The organism is uncultured Methanobrevibacter sp. (genome assembly GCF_902801725.1).
In the GTDB taxonomy this organism is placed as follows: domain Archaea; phylum Methanobacteriota; class Methanobacteria; order Methanobacteriales; family Methanobacteriaceae; genus Methanocatella.
In genome coordinates this window covers 1-18983 of the sequence record NZ_CADCJB010000044.1, presented here as the reverse complement: position 1 = coordinate 18983, position 18983 = coordinate 1, and the positions used below count along the sequence as shown (strand labels likewise).

At 34.9% G+C, this 18983-nt stretch carries 23 protein-coding genes and 2 pseudogenes; 24 read left to right on the top strand and 1 reads right to left on the bottom strand.

Annotation, left to right across the window (positions count from 1 at the left end; all coding sequences use genetic code 11):
* The first annotated feature begins 10 nt into the window (after nucleotides 1–10).
* The 23 genes and pseudogenes from QZV68_RS08980 (at nucleotide 11) to QZV68_RS08870 (ending at nucleotide 16956) form a co-directional block, all read left to right on the top strand.
* On the top strand, nucleotides 11–403 hold the full coding sequence (locus tag QZV68_RS08980) for a 30S ribosomal protein S11 (protein WP_069574667.1): 393 nt from the start codon (nucleotides 11–13) through the stop codon (nucleotides 401–403).
* Between the two features lie 15 nt (nucleotides 404–418).
* Nucleotides 419–1252 (top strand): DNA-directed RNA polymerase subunit D, encoded by an 834-nt coding sequence (locus QZV68_RS08975; protein ID WP_296880674.1) that lies wholly within the window; start codon nucleotides 419–421, stop codon nucleotides 1250–1252.
* The gene (locus tag QZV68_RS08970; RefSeq protein ID WP_296880673.1) at nucleotides 1252–1617 is read left to right on the top strand and encodes a 50S ribosomal protein L18e; all 366 of its coding nucleotides are present in this window, start codon (nucleotides 1252–1254) and stop codon (nucleotides 1615–1617) included. Before QZV68_RS08975 ends, QZV68_RS08970 begins: the two co-directional genes overlap by 1 nt.
* A gap of 13 nt (nucleotides 1618–1630) precedes the next feature.
* Nucleotides 1631–2046: pseudogene (locus QZV68_RS08965) on the top strand (50S ribosomal protein L13).
* Between the two features lie 19 nt (nucleotides 2047–2065).
* Nucleotides 2066–2467 carry a 30S ribosomal protein S9 gene (locus QZV68_RS08960; protein WP_295116157.1) on the top strand — a complete coding sequence of 134 codons (402 nt, stop codon included), beginning with the start codon at nucleotides 2066–2068 and terminating at the stop codon, nucleotides 2465–2467.
* A 50-nt stretch (nucleotides 2468–2517) separates the two neighbouring features.
* Nucleotides 2518–2688 (top strand): DNA-directed RNA polymerase subunit N, encoded by a 171-nt coding sequence (locus QZV68_RS08955; protein ID WP_296880672.1) that lies wholly within the window; start codon nucleotides 2518–2520, stop codon nucleotides 2686–2688.
* Nucleotides 2689–2752: 64 nt separating this feature from the next.
* Nucleotides 2753–2950 carry a DNA-directed RNA polymerase subunit K gene (locus tag QZV68_RS08950; RefSeq protein ID WP_292820668.1) on the top strand — a complete coding sequence of 66 codons (198 nt, stop codon included), beginning with the start codon at nucleotides 2753–2755 and terminating at the stop codon, nucleotides 2948–2950.
* A gap of 136 nt (nucleotides 2951–3086) precedes the next feature.
* Nucleotides 3087–4331 (top strand): phosphopyruvate hydratase, encoded by a 1245-nt coding sequence (gene eno / locus QZV68_RS08945; RefSeq protein ID WP_296880671.1) that lies wholly within the window; start codon nucleotides 3087–3089, stop codon nucleotides 4329–4331.
* 19 nt (nucleotides 4332–4350) lie between these two features.
* Nucleotides 4351–4545, top strand: coding sequence for a 4Fe-4S dicluster domain-containing protein (locus QZV68_RS08940; RefSeq protein WP_296880670.1), 195 nt, complete (start codon nucleotides 4351–4353; stop codon nucleotides 4543–4545).
* An 18-nt stretch (nucleotides 4546–4563) separates the two neighbouring features.
* Complete coding sequence (rpsB, locus tag QZV68_RS08935; protein WP_296880669.1) at nucleotides 4564–5166, top strand: 30S ribosomal protein S2; 603 nt, start codon at nucleotides 4564–4566, stop codon at nucleotides 5164–5166.
* 9 nt (nucleotides 5167–5175) lie between these two features.
* On the top strand, nucleotides 5176–6024 hold the full coding sequence (amrB, locus tag QZV68_RS08930; RefSeq protein ID WP_296880668.1) for an AmmeMemoRadiSam system protein B: 849 nt from the start codon (nucleotides 5176–5178) through the stop codon (nucleotides 6022–6024).
* A gap of 9 nt (nucleotides 6025–6033) precedes the next feature.
* Complete coding sequence (gene mvk, locus QZV68_RS08925; protein WP_296880667.1) at nucleotides 6034–6996, top strand: mevalonate kinase; 963 nt, start codon at nucleotides 6034–6036, stop codon at nucleotides 6994–6996.
* Nucleotides 6997–7000: 4 nt separating this feature from the next.
* Nucleotides 7001–7798 carry an isopentenyl phosphate kinase gene (locus tag QZV68_RS08920; protein WP_296880666.1) on the top strand — a complete coding sequence of 266 codons (798 nt, stop codon included), beginning with the start codon at nucleotides 7001–7003 and terminating at the stop codon, nucleotides 7796–7798.
* A 3-nt stretch (nucleotides 7799–7801) separates the two neighbouring features.
* Nucleotides 7802–8848: a type 2 isopentenyl-diphosphate Delta-isomerase gene (gene fni / locus QZV68_RS08915; RefSeq protein ID WP_296880665.1), complete on the top strand. Its 1047-nt coding sequence runs from the start codon at nucleotides 7802–7804 to the stop codon at nucleotides 8846–8848.
* A gap of 3 nt (nucleotides 8849–8851) precedes the next feature.
* A complete protein-coding gene (locus QZV68_RS08910; RefSeq protein ID WP_296880664.1) occupies nucleotides 8852–10195 on the top strand; it encodes an RNase J family beta-CASP ribonuclease in 1344 nt (447 codons plus the stop codon).
* Nucleotides 10196–10209: 14 nt separating this feature from the next.
* Nucleotides 10210–11190, top strand: coding sequence for a short chain isoprenyl diphosphate synthase IdsA (gene idsA / locus QZV68_RS08905; RefSeq protein ID WP_296880663.1), 981 nt, complete (start codon nucleotides 10210–10212; stop codon nucleotides 11188–11190).
* A gap of 288 nt (nucleotides 11191–11478) precedes the next feature.
* A complete protein-coding gene (locus QZV68_RS08900; RefSeq protein ID WP_296880662.1) occupies nucleotides 11479–12300 on the top strand; it encodes a nicotianamine synthase family protein in 822 nt (273 codons plus the stop codon).
* Nucleotides 12301–12896: 596 nt separating this feature from the next.
* The gene (locus QZV68_RS08895; protein ID WP_296880661.1) at nucleotides 12897–13208 is read left to right on the top strand and encodes a hypothetical protein; all 312 of its coding nucleotides are present in this window, start codon (nucleotides 12897–12899) and stop codon (nucleotides 13206–13208) included.
* A complete protein-coding gene (locus QZV68_RS08890) occupies nucleotides 13181–13819 on the top strand; it encodes an AarF/ABC1/UbiB kinase family protein (RefSeq protein ID WP_363137236.1) in 639 nt (212 codons plus the stop codon). Before QZV68_RS08895 ends, QZV68_RS08890 begins: the two co-directional genes overlap by 28 nt.
* Nucleotides 13770–14513 carry a hypothetical protein gene (locus tag QZV68_RS08885; RefSeq protein WP_296880660.1) on the top strand — a complete coding sequence of 248 codons (744 nt, stop codon included), beginning with the start codon at nucleotides 13770–13772 and terminating at the stop codon, nucleotides 14511–14513. The genes QZV68_RS08890 and QZV68_RS08885 overlap by 50 nt, the downstream gene beginning before the upstream one ends.
* A gap of 130 nt (nucleotides 14514–14643) precedes the next feature.
* Nucleotides 14644–15003 (top strand): ADP-ribosylglycohydrolase family protein, encoded by a 360-nt coding sequence (locus QZV68_RS08880; RefSeq protein WP_296880659.1) that lies wholly within the window; start codon nucleotides 14644–14646, stop codon nucleotides 15001–15003.
* Entirely contained in the window at nucleotides 14972–15403 is a 432-nt protein-coding gene (locus QZV68_RS08875; protein ID WP_296880658.1) for an ADP-ribosylglycohydrolase family protein, read from the top strand. Before QZV68_RS08880 ends, QZV68_RS08875 begins: the two co-directional genes overlap by 32 nt.
* 119 nt (nucleotides 15404–15522) lie before the next feature.
* Entirely contained in the window at nucleotides 15523–16956 is a 1434-nt protein-coding gene (locus QZV68_RS08870; protein ID WP_296880657.1) for a DUF6056 family protein, read from the top strand.
* 26 nt (nucleotides 16957–16982) lie between these two features.
* Here QZV68_RS08870 and QZV68_RS08865 read toward each other — a convergent pair whose 3' ends face one another.
* The gene (locus QZV68_RS08865) at nucleotides 16983–17765 is read right to left on the bottom strand and encodes a TrmB family transcriptional regulator (protein ID WP_296880656.1); all 783 of its coding nucleotides are present in this window, start codon (nucleotides 17763–17765) and stop codon (nucleotides 16983–16985) included.
* A gap of 119 nt (nucleotides 17766–17884) precedes the next feature.
* On the opposite strand from QZV68_RS08865, the pseudogene hcp reads away from it, so the two are divergent.
* A pseudogene (hcp, locus tag QZV68_RS08860) lies at nucleotides 17885–18983 on the top strand (hydroxylamine reductase); the annotation flags it as partial.

The following is an 18983-nucleotide window of genomic DNA, read 5'->3' as shown; positions in this document are numbered from 1 at the left end:
GGGTGTAATTATGGCAAAAGATGAAAAATGGGGTATAGCTAATATTTACTCATCATTCAATAACACTATTATTACTGTAACAGATATTACTGGTGCTGAAACTATTTCACAATGGTCCGGTGGAAAAGTTGTTCGTGCAGACAGACAACAAGCTTCACCTTTCGCAGCTATGGCTGCAGCAACCAGAATAGCTGATGATGCTAAAGAAAAAGGATTTGTAGGATTACATATTAAAGTAAGAGCTCCTGGTGGAAACGGACCTAGAAGTCCAGGACCTGGTGCACAAGCTACTATTCGTGCTTTAGCAAGAGCTGGAATTAAAATAGGTAAGATAGAAGATATCACTCCTATTCCTCACGATGGTACTGGAAGACCTGGTGGTAAAAGAGGAAGAAGAGTCTAAGTGGAAGGGTTTAATATGGAGATACAAATTAAAAGTCAAAGCGATGATGAGATTGTATTCATTGTTCGTGACGCTGAAGTACCGTTTATTAATGCTATTAGAAGATGCGCAATGGTTAATGTGCCTAAAATAGCTATTGAAGATGTAAACATTATCAGAAATGATTCTGCTATGTTTAATGAGGTACTTGCTCATAGACTTGGTTTAACTCCTTTAGTTTCAAATCTTGAAGCAATTGAAGGTTTACCTTTACCTGAAGATGACGGCTGGGGATATGATGAAGAAAATGATTCCTGGGCTGACAATCTTAAAAGAGGTGTTGTTTTCAAGTTAAATGAAGTTGGACCTAAAGTAGTTTATTCTAAGGATTTAATATCTTCAGACGAAACAATTAAACCAGTATACGATACTATTCCATTAGTAAAACTTAAACCTGATGAAGTAATTGAAATTGAAGCTGTTGCAAAAGTAGGATACGGAAAAGAACATGCTAAATGGATGCCTACTACTGTATGTGCATACAAACAATATCCTGAAATCACTTTCGATGAAGATAAGGAAGTTGATTATGACTGTGCATTAGCATGTCCAAGAGGTGTTTTAAAATCAGATAGAAGGTCAAAACATATCAAGATTTTAGACATTGAAAACTGTACTATGTGTAAAAGCTGTGTAAGAGCTTCTTCTAATGGTTATATTAATGTAGGGTATCGTGAAAATGATTTCATATTTAGAATCGAAACTGATGGATCTATGCCTCCTAAAGAAGTTTTATTAAAAGCTTGTGACAAATTAGGTGAAAAAGCAGAAAAATTTATCAGATTTAGTGAAGAAGGAGGAAGTAAATAATGGTTAAGAAAATTATCAAAACTAATCCTAACCTTATTGAACTTATTAATAAACTTAATAAAAAATCAAAAAGTGAAGATGCAGCTATTTGGAAAGATGTTGCAGATAAACTTTCAAGGTCTAACAGAAGAACCGCTGAAGTTAATTTGTCTGATATTGCAAGATATGCTGAAGCTGGTGAAACCGTTTTAGTACCTGGTAAAGTTTTATCAAATGGTGATTTAACAGAAAAAGTAGATGTCGTAGCATTAAAATTCTCAGCTAAAGCACAAGATAAAATTGAAAGTGCTGGTGGAGAATGCATCTCAATTGATGAGATAATCGAATCAAATCCTAAAGGATCAAACATTAGGATCATGGAATAAATAGGGTGTTATTATGATTATTGATGGAGAAGGATGCGTTTTAGGAAGATTAGCTAGTATAACTAGTAAAAATCTTTTAGAAGGCGAAGAAGTAGTAATTCTTAATGCTGAAAAAATTATGTTAACTGGTAACAAAGATTGGGCTTATGCTAAATACAAACAAAGAGTTGACAGGGCAAGTATCTCTAACCCTCGTGACTTAGGTCCTAAATATCCTAGAAGACCAGATGATATATTTAGAAGAACTGTTAGAGGAATGTTACCTTTCAAAAAATCCAAAGGTAAAACCGCATACAAAGGATTAAAAGCTTTTGTTGGCGTGCCTGCAGAATATGCAGATGCTGAACTCACTTCAGTTCCGGAAGCAGAATACAAAAACATTAAAAAAGGTATGGAGAAATCTCCAAACTTTTAGGAGCTACCTTTTAGATAAAATGGATGTGTGATTATGGTTAAAGTTATTCATACAAGTGGAAAACGTAAAACAGCTATCGCAAGAGGTACTGTTCAGGAAGGAACCGGTAAAGTAAGAATTAACAGAGTTCCTTTAGAACTTTATTCTCCAGAGCTTGCTAACTTAAAATTACAAGAACCATTAACTTTAGCTGGAGATTTAGCTAATGAAGTGGATATTAATATCCGCGTAATTGGTGGTGGAGTAATGGGTCAAGCTGAAGCTGCACGTATGGTAATTGCTAAAGGACTCGTACAATGGTCTCAAGACATGGATTTAAAAGAAAAATTCATTCAATATGACAGAACCATGTTAGTAGGTGACCCAAGACGTTCCGAACCTAAAAAATACGGTGGTCCTGGAGCAAGAGCACGTAAACAAAAAAGTTACAGATAAATCTTTCTGTAATTTTATATTTTATTAAAATTTAAAAAAAGATGATATAAATGATTCCTATAAGATGCTTAAGTTGCGGAAAACCTGTATCAGCTTACTTTGATGAATATACAAAAAGGGTTGCTGCAGGTGAAAAGTCAAAAGATGTTTTAGATGACTTAGGTTTAAACAGATACTGTTGTAGAAGAATGTTGATTTCCCATGTTCAAACCTGGGAATAAGTTTTTCAGTTCGTAGGGATATTTTTTAATTAAAAATATAATCTTGGTAAAATATATGCCTAAAATGGAAGTAATATTCATGAATGTTGAAAAAAAATTGACAAGGTTTGAAAGAGCTAGAATTCTCGGAGCTAGAGCAATTCAAATATCCATGGGAGCTAAACCATTAGTTGATATTAAGGACTCTTTAGATCCAATTGACATAGCTTACGAAGAACTTAAAGCTGGAGTTTTACCATTAGATGTAATTAGAGATGAATAAATAGTTTATCTATTTATTCTTATAATTTATTTAAAAAAAATAAAAAATACCAACATAACTCTATAAAGAAACTTACTGATTTTTTAAAGAGTATAGATTATATGGTAATAAATTAAAGGGCACTGAGGTGTTTTTTTTGAATAGTATAATAGAAGATGTCCAAGTTCGTAAGATTTTGGACAGCAGAGGAAACCCTACTGTTGAAGTAGATGTGATTACTTGGAACAGTTCCGGTAGAGCAGCTGCACCAAGCGGAGCCAGTACCGGTTCTAGAGAAGTAGTTTCATTTCCTGAAGGTGGAGTAGATACTGTTGTAAGTGAAATGGAAGATTTCATAGCTTCTGAACTCATCGGTATGGATGCTGAAGACATTACTACTATTGATGAGGTTCTGAAGGAAATTGACGGAACTGACAACTTATCTGCTATTGGCGGCAATACTGCTGTAGCAATTTCTATGGCCGTAGCTAAAGCGGCGGCTTCCTCTTATAATATGCCATTATACAAGTACATTGGTGGAAATTTGGTAAACGAACTGCCGTTCCCATTGGGAAATATGATGAATGGTGGAGCCCATGCAGGCATCAACGCACCTGACATTCAGGAATTTTTAGTTGTTCCTGTAGGAGCTAAAAATGTTGGTGATGCTATTTTTGCTAATGCTGCAGTTCATAAAAAATTGAAAGAACTGATTCAGGCAAAAGACTCAAATTTCACCGGAGGAAAAGGAGATGAAGGAGGATGGGTACCGAACATTACCAATGCTGACGCTTTGGAAATTCAAGTTCAGGCATGTCAGGAAGTTGGTGATGAATTGGGTATTGAAATCAGACCTTCACTGGATATTGCTGCTTCTGAATTATGGGATGAGAATAAGCAGAAATATGTTTATGCCCAAGATGGTATCGAAAGGGATACCGGAGATCAAATTGATTTCGTTAAAGATATTATTGAAACATATAATATGTTTTATGTAGAAGACCCATTTGATGAGTCCGATTTCGAAGGATTTGCTCAATTGACTGCAGAAGTTGGAAACAAATGCCTTATATGTGGTGATGATTTATTTGTTACAAACAAAGAAATATTAGCTAAGGGCATTGAAATGAAAGCGGCTAACGCTATTATAATCAAGCCAAATCAGATAGGTTCTTTATCTGAAACTTATGCTACTGTAAAGTTGGCAAAAGAAAATGATATTGTGCCTGTTGTGTCCCACCGGTCTGGTGAAACAACCGATGAAACAATTGCTCATTTGGCAGTCGGTTTCGGTTCACCTATGATTAAGACAGGTGCTATTGGTGGAGAAAGAATAGCTAAATTAAACGAGTTAATTCGTATCGAAGAAGAACTTCCAAATCCAAAAATGGGGTCATTTTAAGTTAGTTAAGGGGATTATTATGGCTAAAGTAACTATTGACTATGATAAATGCGAGGGTTCAGACTGCGCAGAATGTGCTGATGTTTGCCCTATGGAAGTTTTAGTTCTTAAAGGAGACAAAATAGAAATTGTCGACCCTGAAGAATGTAGTTATTGTGAAGTATGTATGGACGTATGTCCACAAGAATGTGTAAAAATTGAAGATGATGATTAAAAATAATGAGGTGTAATTATGGTAAATGATGAACTTTTAATTGATTTAGATAATTATTTGGCAGCAGGTTTACATATCGGAACCCAACAAAAAACTAGCGATATGGAAAAATATATATTCAGAGTAAGATCTGACGGTTTATACGTATTGGATATTCAAAAAACAGATGAAAGAATCAGACAAATTGCAAAACTTTTAGCAAAATACGATCCTGAAGACATTTTAGTAGTAGCTACCAGACAATACGGTCAAGCTCCTGTTAAAAAGTTCGGTGAAATCACTGGTGCAAAAACCATTCCAGGCAGATTCATCCCAGGTACTTTAACCAACCCAAATTATGCTAAATTCATTGAACCAAAAATTATCGTTGTAACTGACCCAAGATCTGATGCACAAGCTGTTTTAGAATCTAAACAAAACGGTATTCCAGTTGTTGCATTATGTGATACTGAAAACTTACTCAGTTTTGTTGATATTGCTGTACCTGTAAACAACAAAGGTAGAAAAGCTATTGCATTAGTTTACTGGTTACTTGCAAGACAAATTTTAAGAGAAAGAGGAACTATTCCTGAAGACGGTGACTTGGATATTGATGCAACTGACTTCGAACTTAAATTTTAAGTGAGTTAAATGTTAAGAAAACCTGCTGTTGCCGGATCATTTTATCCGGATAATCCAAATGAGCTTAAAGGGCTAATAGAAGATTGTTTTTTACAAAACAATGAAATTTCTGAAATTCCTAAGCTCAATACTTTTGAAGGTAATGATTATCCTATTCATGTTATGGTTCCTCATGCAGGTTATCAATATTCTGGTGCAATAGCTGCAAAAGGCTATTGCAACATAGTTCAAAATGGTTTTCCTGAAGTTTTTATTATTTTGAGTCCTAATCATACAGGATTTGGCAGTGAAGTTTCTGTTTTCAATGAGGGAGAGTGGATTACTCCGCTTGGAAACGTTGAAGTTGACGGCGAATTTGCAGATGAGATTATCTCTTTTTCAGACATTGCAACTTCTGATTTTCATGCACACCTCAGAGAGCACAGCATTGAAGTTCAGCTGCCTTTTTTACAATACTTTTCCAATGATTTCAAAATCGTTCCAATTACTATGGGTTCTCAGACATTCAGCGCTTCAAGCGATTTGGCAAAATCAATATTTGAAGCGGGCAATAAATTAGGTAAATCTTACTGCGTTATTGCAAGTACAGATTTATCTCATTTCAACAATCAAGAGAAAGCCAATAAGGTAGACGGTTTTGTTTTGGATGATATTAGTGAAATGAATGAATTTAAACTTTTTGAAGAAGTAATTCAATTCAATATTACAATGTGTGGTTATGGTCCGGTGATGGCTGCAATTTCTCTTTCTAAAATGTCCGGAAAGAAAAATTGTGAAATACTAGGTTATAGAACTAGTGGTGATGTCACTGGAGATTTCAGCTCTGTTGTAGGTTATGCTTCAGGTATTTTTAAATAAGGTGTACTTATGATAGCTAAGGCGTCTGCTCCTGCAAAAACAATTTTATTTGGTGAGCATTCAGTAGTTTATAGCGAACCTGCTATAGCAGGTGCAGTTAATAAAAGGGCTTATATAACAATAAAGGAATCTGATAAAGATCGTTCTGTTTTTAAAGCGCCCGATATTGGTTTTGAAGCTGAATTGCTGACCAGTCAAAAGAAGTATATTTTAACAAAGGGAAAACCAGGTATTATTAGATACATTTTAGAAGCTCTTTATAAAGTTCACGACCACTCTCCAATTGAGATTACGCTATCATCAAATGTTCCTATCGGTTCCGGTTTGGGGTCATCTGCTGCAGTTACTGTGGCAATGCTTGCCGCTTTATACAGGTATCATAATATCCGTTTTAATAAGAAATCTCTTGCCCATGATGCTCATATGGTTGAGCAGGCCGTTCAGGGAGTAGCCAGTCCGCTGGATACTCTGGTCTCCACGTATGGAGGACTTGTCTACTTATCCAGAAACAAAAAAGTTGAGCATTTCAATGTTAATTTTAATGTTCCATTTGTTGTGGGATACACTACAAAGCATGGAAATACTGGTAAGATGGTTAAGGACGTTAAAAATCTGAAAATAAAGAATCCAAAAATCATTAATCCGGTTATTACTGCCATGGGAAACTTAACTAACTATGCCAAACAGGCTATTTTAAAAAGAGATTTTGATAAAGTCGGTGAATTGATGAACATTAACCATGGATTTTTAGATGTTTTGGGAGTTAACACTTTGGAATTATCTCGTATGGTTTATAATGCTAGGGAAGCGGGAGCTATTGGTTCAAAAATCACTGGAGCCGGTGGTGGCGGTAGTATTATTGCACTTTGTCCTGGAAAGGTTGATGAGGTTGCGGAGGCTATTGCCCGGGATGATAATATACTGAAAATAAGATTTACTCGAAAAGGAGTTTCTTCAAGGGTTTACAAGTGATTTTATGATTATCTTAAAGATTGGTGGAAGCATTTTAACCAATAAGGACTCTGTCAGTGAAGTTGATGCGGCAAGTCTTAAAAGAATAGCATCAGAAATCAAATCTTCACTCGATAACTCTCCAAAAGAGTTGATTATTGTTCATGGTGCAGGGTCTTTTGGACATCCTCCTGCTAAAAAATATAAGATTGGCGAAGTATTCGACAAATCAGAATATCCTCAAAAGAGAATAGGATTCTGTGAAACACAAAATGCTGTAAAAAAATTAAACATGCTTATATGTGAAGCTTTCATTGAGGAAGGATTACCAGTAGTTGCAATTCCGGCTTCTAGTTTCATGACAGCTACTAATAAAAGAATTACTCAAGGCAATCTTGACAGCTTCAAAAGATATTTGAAAAAGGGTTTTATTCCGGTTATTTATGGGGATGTTGTATTGGATGACGAGCTTGAAATTTGCGTTATTTCAGGAGATCAGCTTATTCAGTACTTGGCAATGAATCTCAATCCTGATGTTGTTGTTTTAGGTACTGATGTTGATGGTGTGTATAATAAAAATCCAAAAACTCATGATGATGCAATATTCTTCGACAGATTTTCATCTTTAGATGATTTGGATACTCTGGAAGGAACAACAAATGTGGACGTGACCGGTGGAATGGTCGGAAAAATTAAAGAACTTTTATATTTAGCAGATTTGGGAATCGAATCTAAAATAATAAATGCTGAAGTTGAAGATAATATTTTCAAAGTTTTAGAAAATGAGAATGTGAAAGGAACAGTAATTTCAAGGGGAAATTAATACATGATTTCAGATAGAAAATTAGAGCATTTATTAATATGTGAAAATTATGATGTGGAGTTTAAAGATAAAACTACTGGATTTGAAGATATTGAGTTAATCCATAATGTTTTGCCGGAAATTGATAAAAATGAAATTGATTTGTCAACTTCCGTTTTTGGCAAGAAATTAAACTCTCCTTTGTTCATAACAGCTATTACAGGAGGTCATCCTGCTGCAAAAAATATTAATAAACAGCTAGCTATTGCTGCTGAGAATAACCGTATTGCATTAGGTGTTGGCTCTCAAAGGGCAGCATGTGAGCATCCTGAACTTGCAGACACTTATTCTGTCGTTCGTGAAAATGCTCCTGACTGTTTGCTTGTAGGTAATATCGGAGCACCCCAATTAAACTTGGCGGAAAAGGCTGTAGAAATTTTGGATGCTGATATTTTGGCCATACATCTTAATCCTCTTCAGGAATCAATTCAGCCTGAGGGCGATTTGGATGCAAGAGGTTATCTTGATTTGATCAATCAAATTACAGAGTCTGTAGATATTCCTGTCGTTGCAAAAGAGACTGGTTGCGGAATATCTGGAGAATCTGCAAAAATGCTTGTTGATGCTGGTGTTGATTATATAGATATTGAGGGTGCCGGAGGAACAAGCTGGGCGGCTGTTGAAACATATCGCGCAGAAGACAGATATTTGGGTGAAATCTTTTGGGACTGGGGAATTCCAACTGCCATCAGTACTGTGGAAGTTACTAATGCAGTAAATGTTCCTGTTATTTCGTCTGGAGGTATAAGAACAGGTCTTGAAGCGGCTAAAGCTATTGCTCTTGGTGCTGATGCAGTGGGTATGGCATTACCGTTCTTAAAGAACTCAGCTTCTCAAGAACAATTAAACAGATTTATTGAAAGATTCAACGATTCTCTAAGGATTGCTATGTTTTTAGTTGGAGCGAATAACATAGAAGAATTGAAACAATCTAAATTGGTTATTCGTGGAAAAACACGTGAATGGCTCAATGAAAGAGGTATAAACACAAAAAATTATTCAAGGAGATAAAACATGAGCGTAGAAGTTATCGCTATTGGAGGATATCAGGAAGTCGGAAAAAACATGACTGCTGTCAAGATAGGCGAAGATGTTATTATATTTGATATGGGAATACATCTTGACAGAATCAGTATGCACGAGGATACGGATATCGATAGGATGCATAGTTTGGATTTAATTGAAAGAGGCGTTATTCCTGATGATACATTAATGAAGGATGTAGATGGAAAAGTAAAAGCAATTGTCTTTTCCCACGGTCACTTGGACCATATTGGTGCAGTAGCCAAATTAGCTCACAGATATGATGCTCCATTAATCGGAACTCCATATACTGCTGCATTAATTGAAAAACAGATTAAAGGTGAACGTAAATTTAAAGTAACCAATCCAATAAGACCGTTAAATCCCGGAAGCAAAATAAAGCTTTCCAAAGATATTGTTCTGGAATTTGTTCAGTCAACACACAGTATTCCACAAGCAGTATTTCCAGTTTTACATACTCCTGAAGGAGTTATTATTTATGCATTAGATTTTAAATTTGACAATCACCAAAAAGTATCTCCTCCACCTGATTATAAGAGATTAAGAGAATTGGGTAAAAAAGGAGTTCTCGCATTGATTGTAGAGACAACAAATGCAAAAAATTATGGTGAAGTCAAAACACATTCCGAAAGAATTGCAAGAAACATTCTTGAGGATGTTATGAGAGGACCGTTAAATGAAAAAACAGGTATGATAGTTACCACATTTTCTTCTCACGTTGAAAGGGTTCAGGCTATTGCAGATATTGCTAAAAAAAGCCATAGGGAAATATTTTTCCTTGGAAGATCAATGGAACGTTTCTGTGGTATCGCACAAAAGTTAGGCATTTTGAAGTTGCCTAAAAATGCAAGTATTTATGGCTCTCCAAAGGCTGTCAATAAGGCATTGATGAGGGCTGATGAAGACAGGGCGAATTATTTGCTGGTAACTACAGGGCACCAGGGTGAACCTGATGCATTGCTTCCTAGAATTGCAAATAGCAGAACTCCATTTAATATTAAGAAAGGAGATAATATTATTATTTCAGCACCGATTATTCCAAATCCAACAAATGCTGCAAATAGGCATATTATGGAAAGAAGGTTAAAATTAAAAGGTGCAAGAATTTATCCTAATGCTCACGTTTCCGGACACGCTGGAAGGGAAGATCATCGTGAATTTTTACGTATGCTTAAACCACAACATATTATTCCAGCACACGGGGACTTATCCATGCTTGCGGCTTACGCAGAGCTTGCTGAAGAAGAAGGCTATAGAATAGGTTATGATATTCATATCTTAAGAAATGCTCAAGCACAAGTTTTCAAAAGTTAAAAGAGGGAATTAAAATGAGTGATGTAAAAGAGGTACTTGGAAGTTATTCAACTGACATTACAAAAACTATTGAAGAAGAATTGTCCACAATTACTCCAGATAATCTAGAAGAGGCTTCAGTTTACTTAACTAGAGCTGGAGGTAAAATGCTTAGACCGGCTTTAACTTTAATTACAGCAGAAGCTGTTGGTGGCGATAAAAAATTTGCATTAAAATCAGCTGCTGCAATTGAACTTATTCATACTTTTTCATTAATTCATGATGATATCATGGATCAGGATGATATGAGAAGAGGAATGCCTTCTGTTCATAAGGTTTGGGGTGATGATGTAGCGATTTTAGCTGGAGACACATTATTCTCAAAAGCATTTGAGATTATTGTTGGAACTGAAGGAACCAGCTCTAATCAAAATAACAAATCTTTAGCTACTGTTGCAGATGCATGTGTGAAAATCTGTGAAGGTCAAGCATTGGATATGAGTTTTGAAGAAAGATTTGACGTTACTGAAGAAGAATACATGGAAATGATTTTCAAAAAAACAGGTGCTTTGATTGCAGCCGCTACAAAAGTTGGTGCAGTTATGGGTGGTGCTTCACAGGAAGTCATTGATACAATGTATGAATATGGTAGATTAATAGGTCTTGCTTTCCAGATTCAAGATGATTATCTTGATTTAGCCAGTGATGAAGAAACATTGGGCAAACCAATTGGTTCTGACATCGGCAAAGGTAAGATGACTATCATTGCAATTAAAGGTTTGGTAGCTGATGATTCCGGAAAATTGCTTGAAATCTTAAAAAATGAGAATAATTCTCAAGATGAGATAGATGAAGCAATTGAAATTTTAACAAATTGTGGTGCCATTGAATATGCTCGCAATTTGGCTCATGAATCTGTTGTGAAAGCTAAGGAAGTACTTGAAATATTGCCTGATTCTTCATCTAAACAGGTACTTGCAGACATTGCAGATTTTGTACTTGAGAGAAGTGCGTAATTTCTCTCACTTTTTAACTTTTTTTTATTTTTTTCTTTTAAATTTAATCACTATTTTTTGCATAGTTTTAATTAAAAAAATCTCATAGCTCAATTCTGATTTCAATGAATTAATGGAATCAACTTTTTTAAGTGAAGTACTTTTTTTGAAATTTCTATTTTAAAGCTGCAATGATTTTTTCATGGGAGTATTACTATTATTCCAAAATATTTAAATTAGTATTACTTTAATTAAATTTATATTTATAAAATACATAATGTGAAATAAAGTATTATGGAGTTTTTTTAAATGAGCTGCTATAAATATTGGGGAAAACTTGAAGAGATTGCCAATAAATTATCAAGTTATGGTGATTTGGATAAATATGGTGATTCTGCACTTGATGACGTGAATATCAATGAAATCATTGAGATATTGGATGATGTGGAGATCATTGCCCATGACAAAACAATTGATTTTGATTCAGCAAAGCATATTCTAGATGATGAAAAAATGAATAAAGCATTAAAACTGATTAGGAAATTCTATGTTTATGTGGGTGCAAGGCTTGAAACAGAAAATGCATTGAAAATATTAGAATCCGATAACCCAACAGAAACATTGGATTCATTCCATTTCTATGATAGATATATCGGTTTAATTGAAAACGAGAGTCAATTGGCCAAATTCAACGATGAAAAAACATTTGTATTTTTGGGATCAGGTCCTCTGCCGTTGACATTGATAATGTTTAATAAGGTATTTGGCTGTAAATGCATTGGGATAGAACAGCAGGAAAATGTTGCTGAATTGTCCCGAAAAGTTTTAAAAAGACTGGACTTGGATAAAGACATTGAAATTGTTGTCGGTGATGAGACAACAGTTGAAAAATTGGATTATGATATTTTGATGATTGCAGCTTTGGCTGAACCAAAAGACAGGGTATTTGCAAACATCTGGGAATATGTTGATGAAAAAACACCGGTTATTTATCGAACATATACTGGTATGAGGGCTATTTTATATTCTCCTGTTCTGGACAAGGATACTCGAGGTTTCCATAAGGAGGTAATGATTTTACCTACTGGAAATACCAACAACACCTCCGTTTTAATTAGAAAAATCACATAATCCTAATTCTGATTCCATGAATTCATGGAATCAACTTTTTTTAAGTGAAGTACTTTTTTTTGAAATTTCTAGTTAATGCAAATAATGATTTTTTTGCATAATAATTTATTATATCTGTTTTCATTTTTCTTTTGTTGAAATAGGATAATAATAGTGTAATAGTTGTTGATTTTTTCTGTATTCAACATTAATGTTGTTAATAAACAGCAAAAGAGAATATGATGATTAAAAAAATACTGCCGAAAATTATTAAATCTAATACAACAGTAATCGCTACAAACACTAGGAAATGGATAGAAAAAATCAAAACAAATTAAAAGACACATACTACAGAATAATCCAATAGTTAGTCAACAATTATGCATTGAAAACCTACATCAAAGAAATGTTCGGGAAAAATGGGGAGGTAATCCTACTAATCAATAGATGATGCAAATGTAGACATGATAGAATACAAATGTGAATGAATGAAGTGATAAATTTATTTAATGTATTTGAAAAAAATATGATGGAAATGATGCGTTAAAGAATTTCATTTAGAAAAAAGGTTATATGATTATATAATTGAAAGGGTAAAAAATTATTTAGTGATTAATATGGAAAAGGAAATGAAAGTCCGTATACGAGAAATTACAGCAGCACTGCGAAAATATGGTTTTGGTAAGGTGGTAAACAGAACCATTAAAGAGAAGATTTTCCCTTCAAAGGATGATGAATACGATATTTTTTTAGATCCGGAGGTTCCTGTAAACTTAAGATTGATGTTTCAGGAATTGGGGGCCAGTTTCATCAAATTAGGTCAGCTTTTGAGCACTAGGCAGGATATGGTTGGTGAGAAAATTGCGCCGAATTTGAAAAGTTACAGGATGACAATCCTCCAATCACATATGATGAGGTTAAACGGATAGTTGAAAGGGAGCTTAACGGCAACATTGATGAGTTATTTGCTGAATTTTCAAAAGAAAGTCTTGCAACAGCATCAATCGGCCAGGTTCATGAAGCCAGATTAATTTCAGGTGAAAAGGTAGCTGTTAAAGTTCAAAAGGAAGGCATAGCCGATTCACTTGAATATGATATAGCCATCATGAAGTACCTTGCGGCTCAAATTCATAAGTATAATGAGGATTTCAGAAAATACAATTTGCCGGCAATGATTGATGAATTTGACTATACTATACATATTGAGCTGGATTTCATCAATGAGCAGGTTAACATGAAACAGCTTGAAGCGAACTTTGCTGAAGATGAAACCATTTATATTCCAATCGCTTATTCAGATTATTGTACTTCAAAGATTCTTACCATGGAATTTATCGATGGAACTAAATTGTCTGATGTTATTGAAAGTGATAATGAAGAATTTGACAAGCCCCTTCTGGCCAAACGTGCTATTGATTCATTTATTAGGCAGGTTCTGATTGACGGATTTTTCCATGCCGACCCCCATGCTGGAAACATAATGATTTTAGATGATAATGTTTTGTGCTATATTGACTTGGGGGGCAGTTGGAATTCTTGATGATGATTTTAGAAAGAATCTTTGCGACCTATTGATGTTGATTGCAGACCAGGATGTAAATGGTTTGGTCAATCAGTTCATGTATATGGGAGTTTTGGACTACCGTATGGATACAACTACCTTAAAACGTGATATGAGGGATTTATTCTTCAGATTCTTTGCAGATAATTCCTGTGGATTAAATGAAATATTGAACAGATTGCTGGACCTTATGCAGGATTATAATGTCGTTCTTCCGAATGAATTCGTTTCAATGGCCAGGGGAATATCAATGATTGAAGCCGATGCCTCCGCATTGGATCCGAATATGGATGTAATGGCTTCCATTGAACCGATAGCTAAGGAAGTTATTAGCGAGAGAATGAACATTAAAAATTATTTGGGCAATAAAAAAGGCACTCTGCTTTACTATAAAAACATGCTTAAATCTGTGCCGCCACTGCTCACAAATGCAATTCATAAGATGAATGACGGCGAAATGATGCTCAAGTTCGAAGTTTACGAACTTGACCGCATTGTAAGCAAGTTTTCATTGGTTGTATTAATTGCAGCACTTTTAATGAGTTCTTCAATAGTGATGACAATCAATAGGGGGCCAATGTTGTTTGACATGCCGTTAATTGCAGTTTTAGATTATCTGGCAACATTCATTTTAGGATTTATAGGTATTGTTAATTATTTATATAGCAGATGAGGTCGATTATTATATTTTTTGTTATTTTAAATGAATGCGATAAGTAATTAATTTAAAGTAATATTTTAATTTCAAATCGATTTTCAATCCTGCATAAAGTATTTTAGAAAGTTGTCTTATAGTATATCATATGAATGCGGTTATTGGGGCAATTTGCGGAGACATTATTGGGTCTGTCTATGAGTTCAATTCAATTAAAACGAAGGATTTTGAACTGTTTGGCGAAAACTCGATATTTACGGATGATACAGTAATGACTTTGGCTATTGCAAATTGGCTAGTTAAAGATAAAACTTCTTTGGATGTTTTAATCGATGAATTGCAATATTTTGGAAATGCATATCCCAATGCAGGATATGGGGGAATGTTTCTCGATTGGTTGGGGCAAGATAATCCCAAACCTTACGGAAGTTGGGCAAACGGTTCGGCAATGAGAGTATCTGCTTGTGCATCGGGATTTGGCTTACAAATCAGCAGTTGTAACTCATAATCATCCTGAAGGTATTAAAGGTGCTTTGGCCACTGTGGATGCAATCTATCTTGCAAAAAACGGTGCAGGCAAGGATGAAATCAGAAATCATGTTGAAAATGAATACGGATATGATTTGAATCGCACAGTTGACGGGATAAGACCGTCCTACACATTCGACGTTTCATGTGCAGGCAGCGTTCCAGAATCAATAATTTGCTTTTTGGATGCTGATGATTTTGAAGATGCGATACGTAATGCAGTTTCACTGGGTGGTGATGCAGACACTCAATCGGCAATAGCTGGAAGTATTGCAGGTGCTTACTGGGATGTTCCAAAAACTATTGCAGATATGGCTGTTGGGTGTTTGGATAATCGATTATATGATGTTTTAACTGAATTTTGTGATGTGTATGGCTGATTTTTAATTTTTATCATCACTTTTTTTTTTTAACTTTATTTTAATCTTGTTCATTTTTGTTTGAAAAATTTCACTGAATCATATGTATTATATAGTTTGAACAACTAAAATATGTACATATGAATTATAATTTTAAAAAATATTTTCCATTTGTCCTTTTTGTAGGTGCAATGTTAATTTTACATGCAATCATGGGATTCAATGGGGATGATATTAAGTATGCAAAGGTTCTGGCCAATCAAAGCCTGGTGGATTATATCCATTACAGATACTATAATTGGTCCAGCAGGGTAATTATAGATGGCCTTCTGGTAATTCTGACCCGCTACAACATGATTATCTGGAAAATATTGGACATTATAATTTACACTTTCGGAGTTTACTATATCATCAAACTGGTGAATAAAAACTATTCCAAAAAAATGGCCTATTTTGGAATTCTGTTGTTTTTGATGTATCCGTTTTATGAAATGGCAAGTGCCGGCTGGATTTCAACAACCCTTAACTATTCATGGTGTTTTGCATTTGGAATAATTTCATTCATACCTTTGATTTATGAGGTTCAGGGTGAGAAGGTGGACGGTTATATGTATGTCATTTCCTTTTTGGCACTTCTTTTCGCAACAAATCAGGAGCAGAGTGGTGCTCTGATTTTTGCATTCAACCTGCTGTATCTGCTGAATTCTCTGATTAACAAAAATTCTGTTAACAGATTTAATTTACTTGCAACAGCAGTCTCTGCAATTGCACTGATTTTCGTGTTCACATGTCCTGGAAACAGCATAAGGTTTGCTCATGAGGTCTCTTACTGGTATCCTGAATTTGCCAATTTCACTATCATTGACAAATCCTATTTGGGTCTTGTTACAACATTCGGAAACATTATTGAGCAAAAGATACTGTTCCCAATGTTCTATATCATATTAAGCGTCTGCGTATTGATCAGCTCCAAAAGCAAATATCTGAAATACTTCTGCTATTTCAATATAATTTTGGTAGTGTTCATAACAGTATTCAATACATTCATCGATATTTCCGTTTTGGATACTTCCCTGAAATCCCTTGGAAGTGTTCCGGGCTTCATCAAAAGCTCACCTCTGATGGCAATTCCACAGATATTCAAGCAGATAGTCAGCGCAACACCATACCTGACAGAAACCTTGAAGCTATTTACCTATGAAGGCCTTCCAAAGATGGGCATATACTCAATCAGCATTGTTGTGCTCTGCCTGTATCTGCTAATCAGCAGTTGCATAATGCTTGTAAAGGCATTTCCTAAAAACCTACTGCCGTTTTTCATATTCGTCGGAGGATTTGTCTCAAGGTTCATTGTTGGGTTTTCACCGGTAATATTCCCTTCAGGCGCAAGAGTTACAATATTTTTATACGTTGCACTGATTACATTAATACTGATGCTTCTTAAAAAGCTCTATGATGATAATGCAATTCCACCTAAATCACAGTTTATATTGGAGAATGCATTCCTAATCATTGGATTTTTAAATTTTGTGGCTGTTTTTGCAATCTCATTTATGAAATATGGAATTTTTTAGTTGGGATTTCTTTATGCATGTTACATTTAATGTTGGTTTTTTCTTTTTCTTTTGATTTTTTCTAATTGATTCATAAACCTTTCGTCGTAGTTTCTTGCAACATCTTCGTATTTGTTCCAGATTCCGATTGCAGTTTCTGGAATAACTTCACGTTTGTCTTCACTGAACTTGGTGTAGGTATGTATCATCTCTTTTGAATCGGAAATTAGGACTTTAACAAATGGAATATCTGCTTTTTGAATGTTGATGCCGGCATCTTTAAACATTTTAATAATGTCAATTTTCTCATTGTTTATGTAACAGGTTGGTGAAGCCAGGATATTAACATCCAGATTCCGTTTTCTTTTGAATGCTTTTACTAATGTTTCTCCTTCGCCTTCAAATAAAAATCCAATTCTCATGTTGACGGAAGTCTTTGCCCTTTTGATGATTTCCACTTCCTGTGAGATGATTTTTTCAACACCGTATATTCTCCAGATTGGAGCCTGTACTTGGCTCATTCCGTTTTCATAGATGTTGGTTAATCTTGTTATGGTATCATCAATCTGGCTATCTATTCTCTCTTTTTCACGGTTTAAAACTTCAACAGGTGATTTTACTGTATATGTCAGAGGCCTTCCGTCTTCAACTTCAATGAAATTTTTCCTGACCAGTCCCTTCAAAACATCATATATTTTACTGCGAGGAATGCCTGATTTTTCAGCTATTTCACTTGCTGTTGATGAAATTAATGAAGTGAGTGTTAAATATGCTTGAGCTTCATACATTGTAAGTCCTAATCCTTTTAGTGTAGATATATTCTCGTCCATGATTTTATTATTTTTTTCATGTTATATAATTATTACTACTTTTTACCCTTGAATAGTGACAAAATGTTTATATATATTTTTTTTATAAATTATAATTAACAAAAAACGAGGTTATTATTATGGCAGATGAAGGCTTAGATATGTTTTGTTATCAATGTTCCCAGACCGCGTACTGTAAGTGGAGTTTGTGGTAAGAAACCAACTGTAGCAAGATTACAGGATAATTTAATATTTACTATGAAAGGAATTAGTGCATACAACTACAATGCAAATGTTTTAGGTGCATACGATAAAGAGATTGACGCATTTTTAACCAAAGGATTATACACAACATTAACTAATGTCAATTTTGATGTAAATGATTTGGTGGCACTTGCATTGGAAGCAGGTGAAAAAAGCGTAGCTGTAATGAGATTATTGAAAGATGCTCATATCGCTGCTTACGGTGAACCACAACCTGTAGATGTTAAAGTGGGTGCACAGGAAGGACCGGCCATTATTGTAACAGGTCACGACCTAAAAGCACTTGAAGAATTGTTGAAACAAGTGGAAGGAACTGACATTAAGGTTTACACTCACTCTGAAATGTTGCCTGCTCACGGATATCCTGGACTCAACAAATACGAAAACCTAGCTGGTCAACTGGGTGGCGCATGGCATGATCAAAGAACAGTCTTTAAAAAATACAATGCAGCAATTGTCGGAACCAGCAACTGTGTATTGCCTGCACTTGATGCATATAAGGAAAGAATGTTCACAATGGACGTAGCAAAACTTGAAGGAGTAAAAACAATCGAGGATTATGACTTTTCAGAAGTAATCGAATGTGCAAAATCCCTTGGATCTTTAGAACCTGAAGATTTAACCACAATCACTACCGGTTGGAGTGCAGGAGCTATTGTAGAACATGCCGATGCAATTAAAAAATTAGTTGAAGAAGGTAAAATCAGAAGATTCTTCGTAGTTGGAGGATGTGACAAAGCAGCAAAACACAATGACTACTACAGGGAATTCGTACAAAACCTACCTGAGGATACAGTTATCCTAACTTTGGCATGCGGTAAATACAAATTCAATGATCTTGATTTAGGAGACATTGAAGGAATCCCAAGACTATTGGATGTAGGACAATGTAACGATACTATTGTTGCTGTTGATGTTGCACTTGCATTATGCGAATTGTTTGACATGGAATTAAACGAATTGCCTTTCACAATT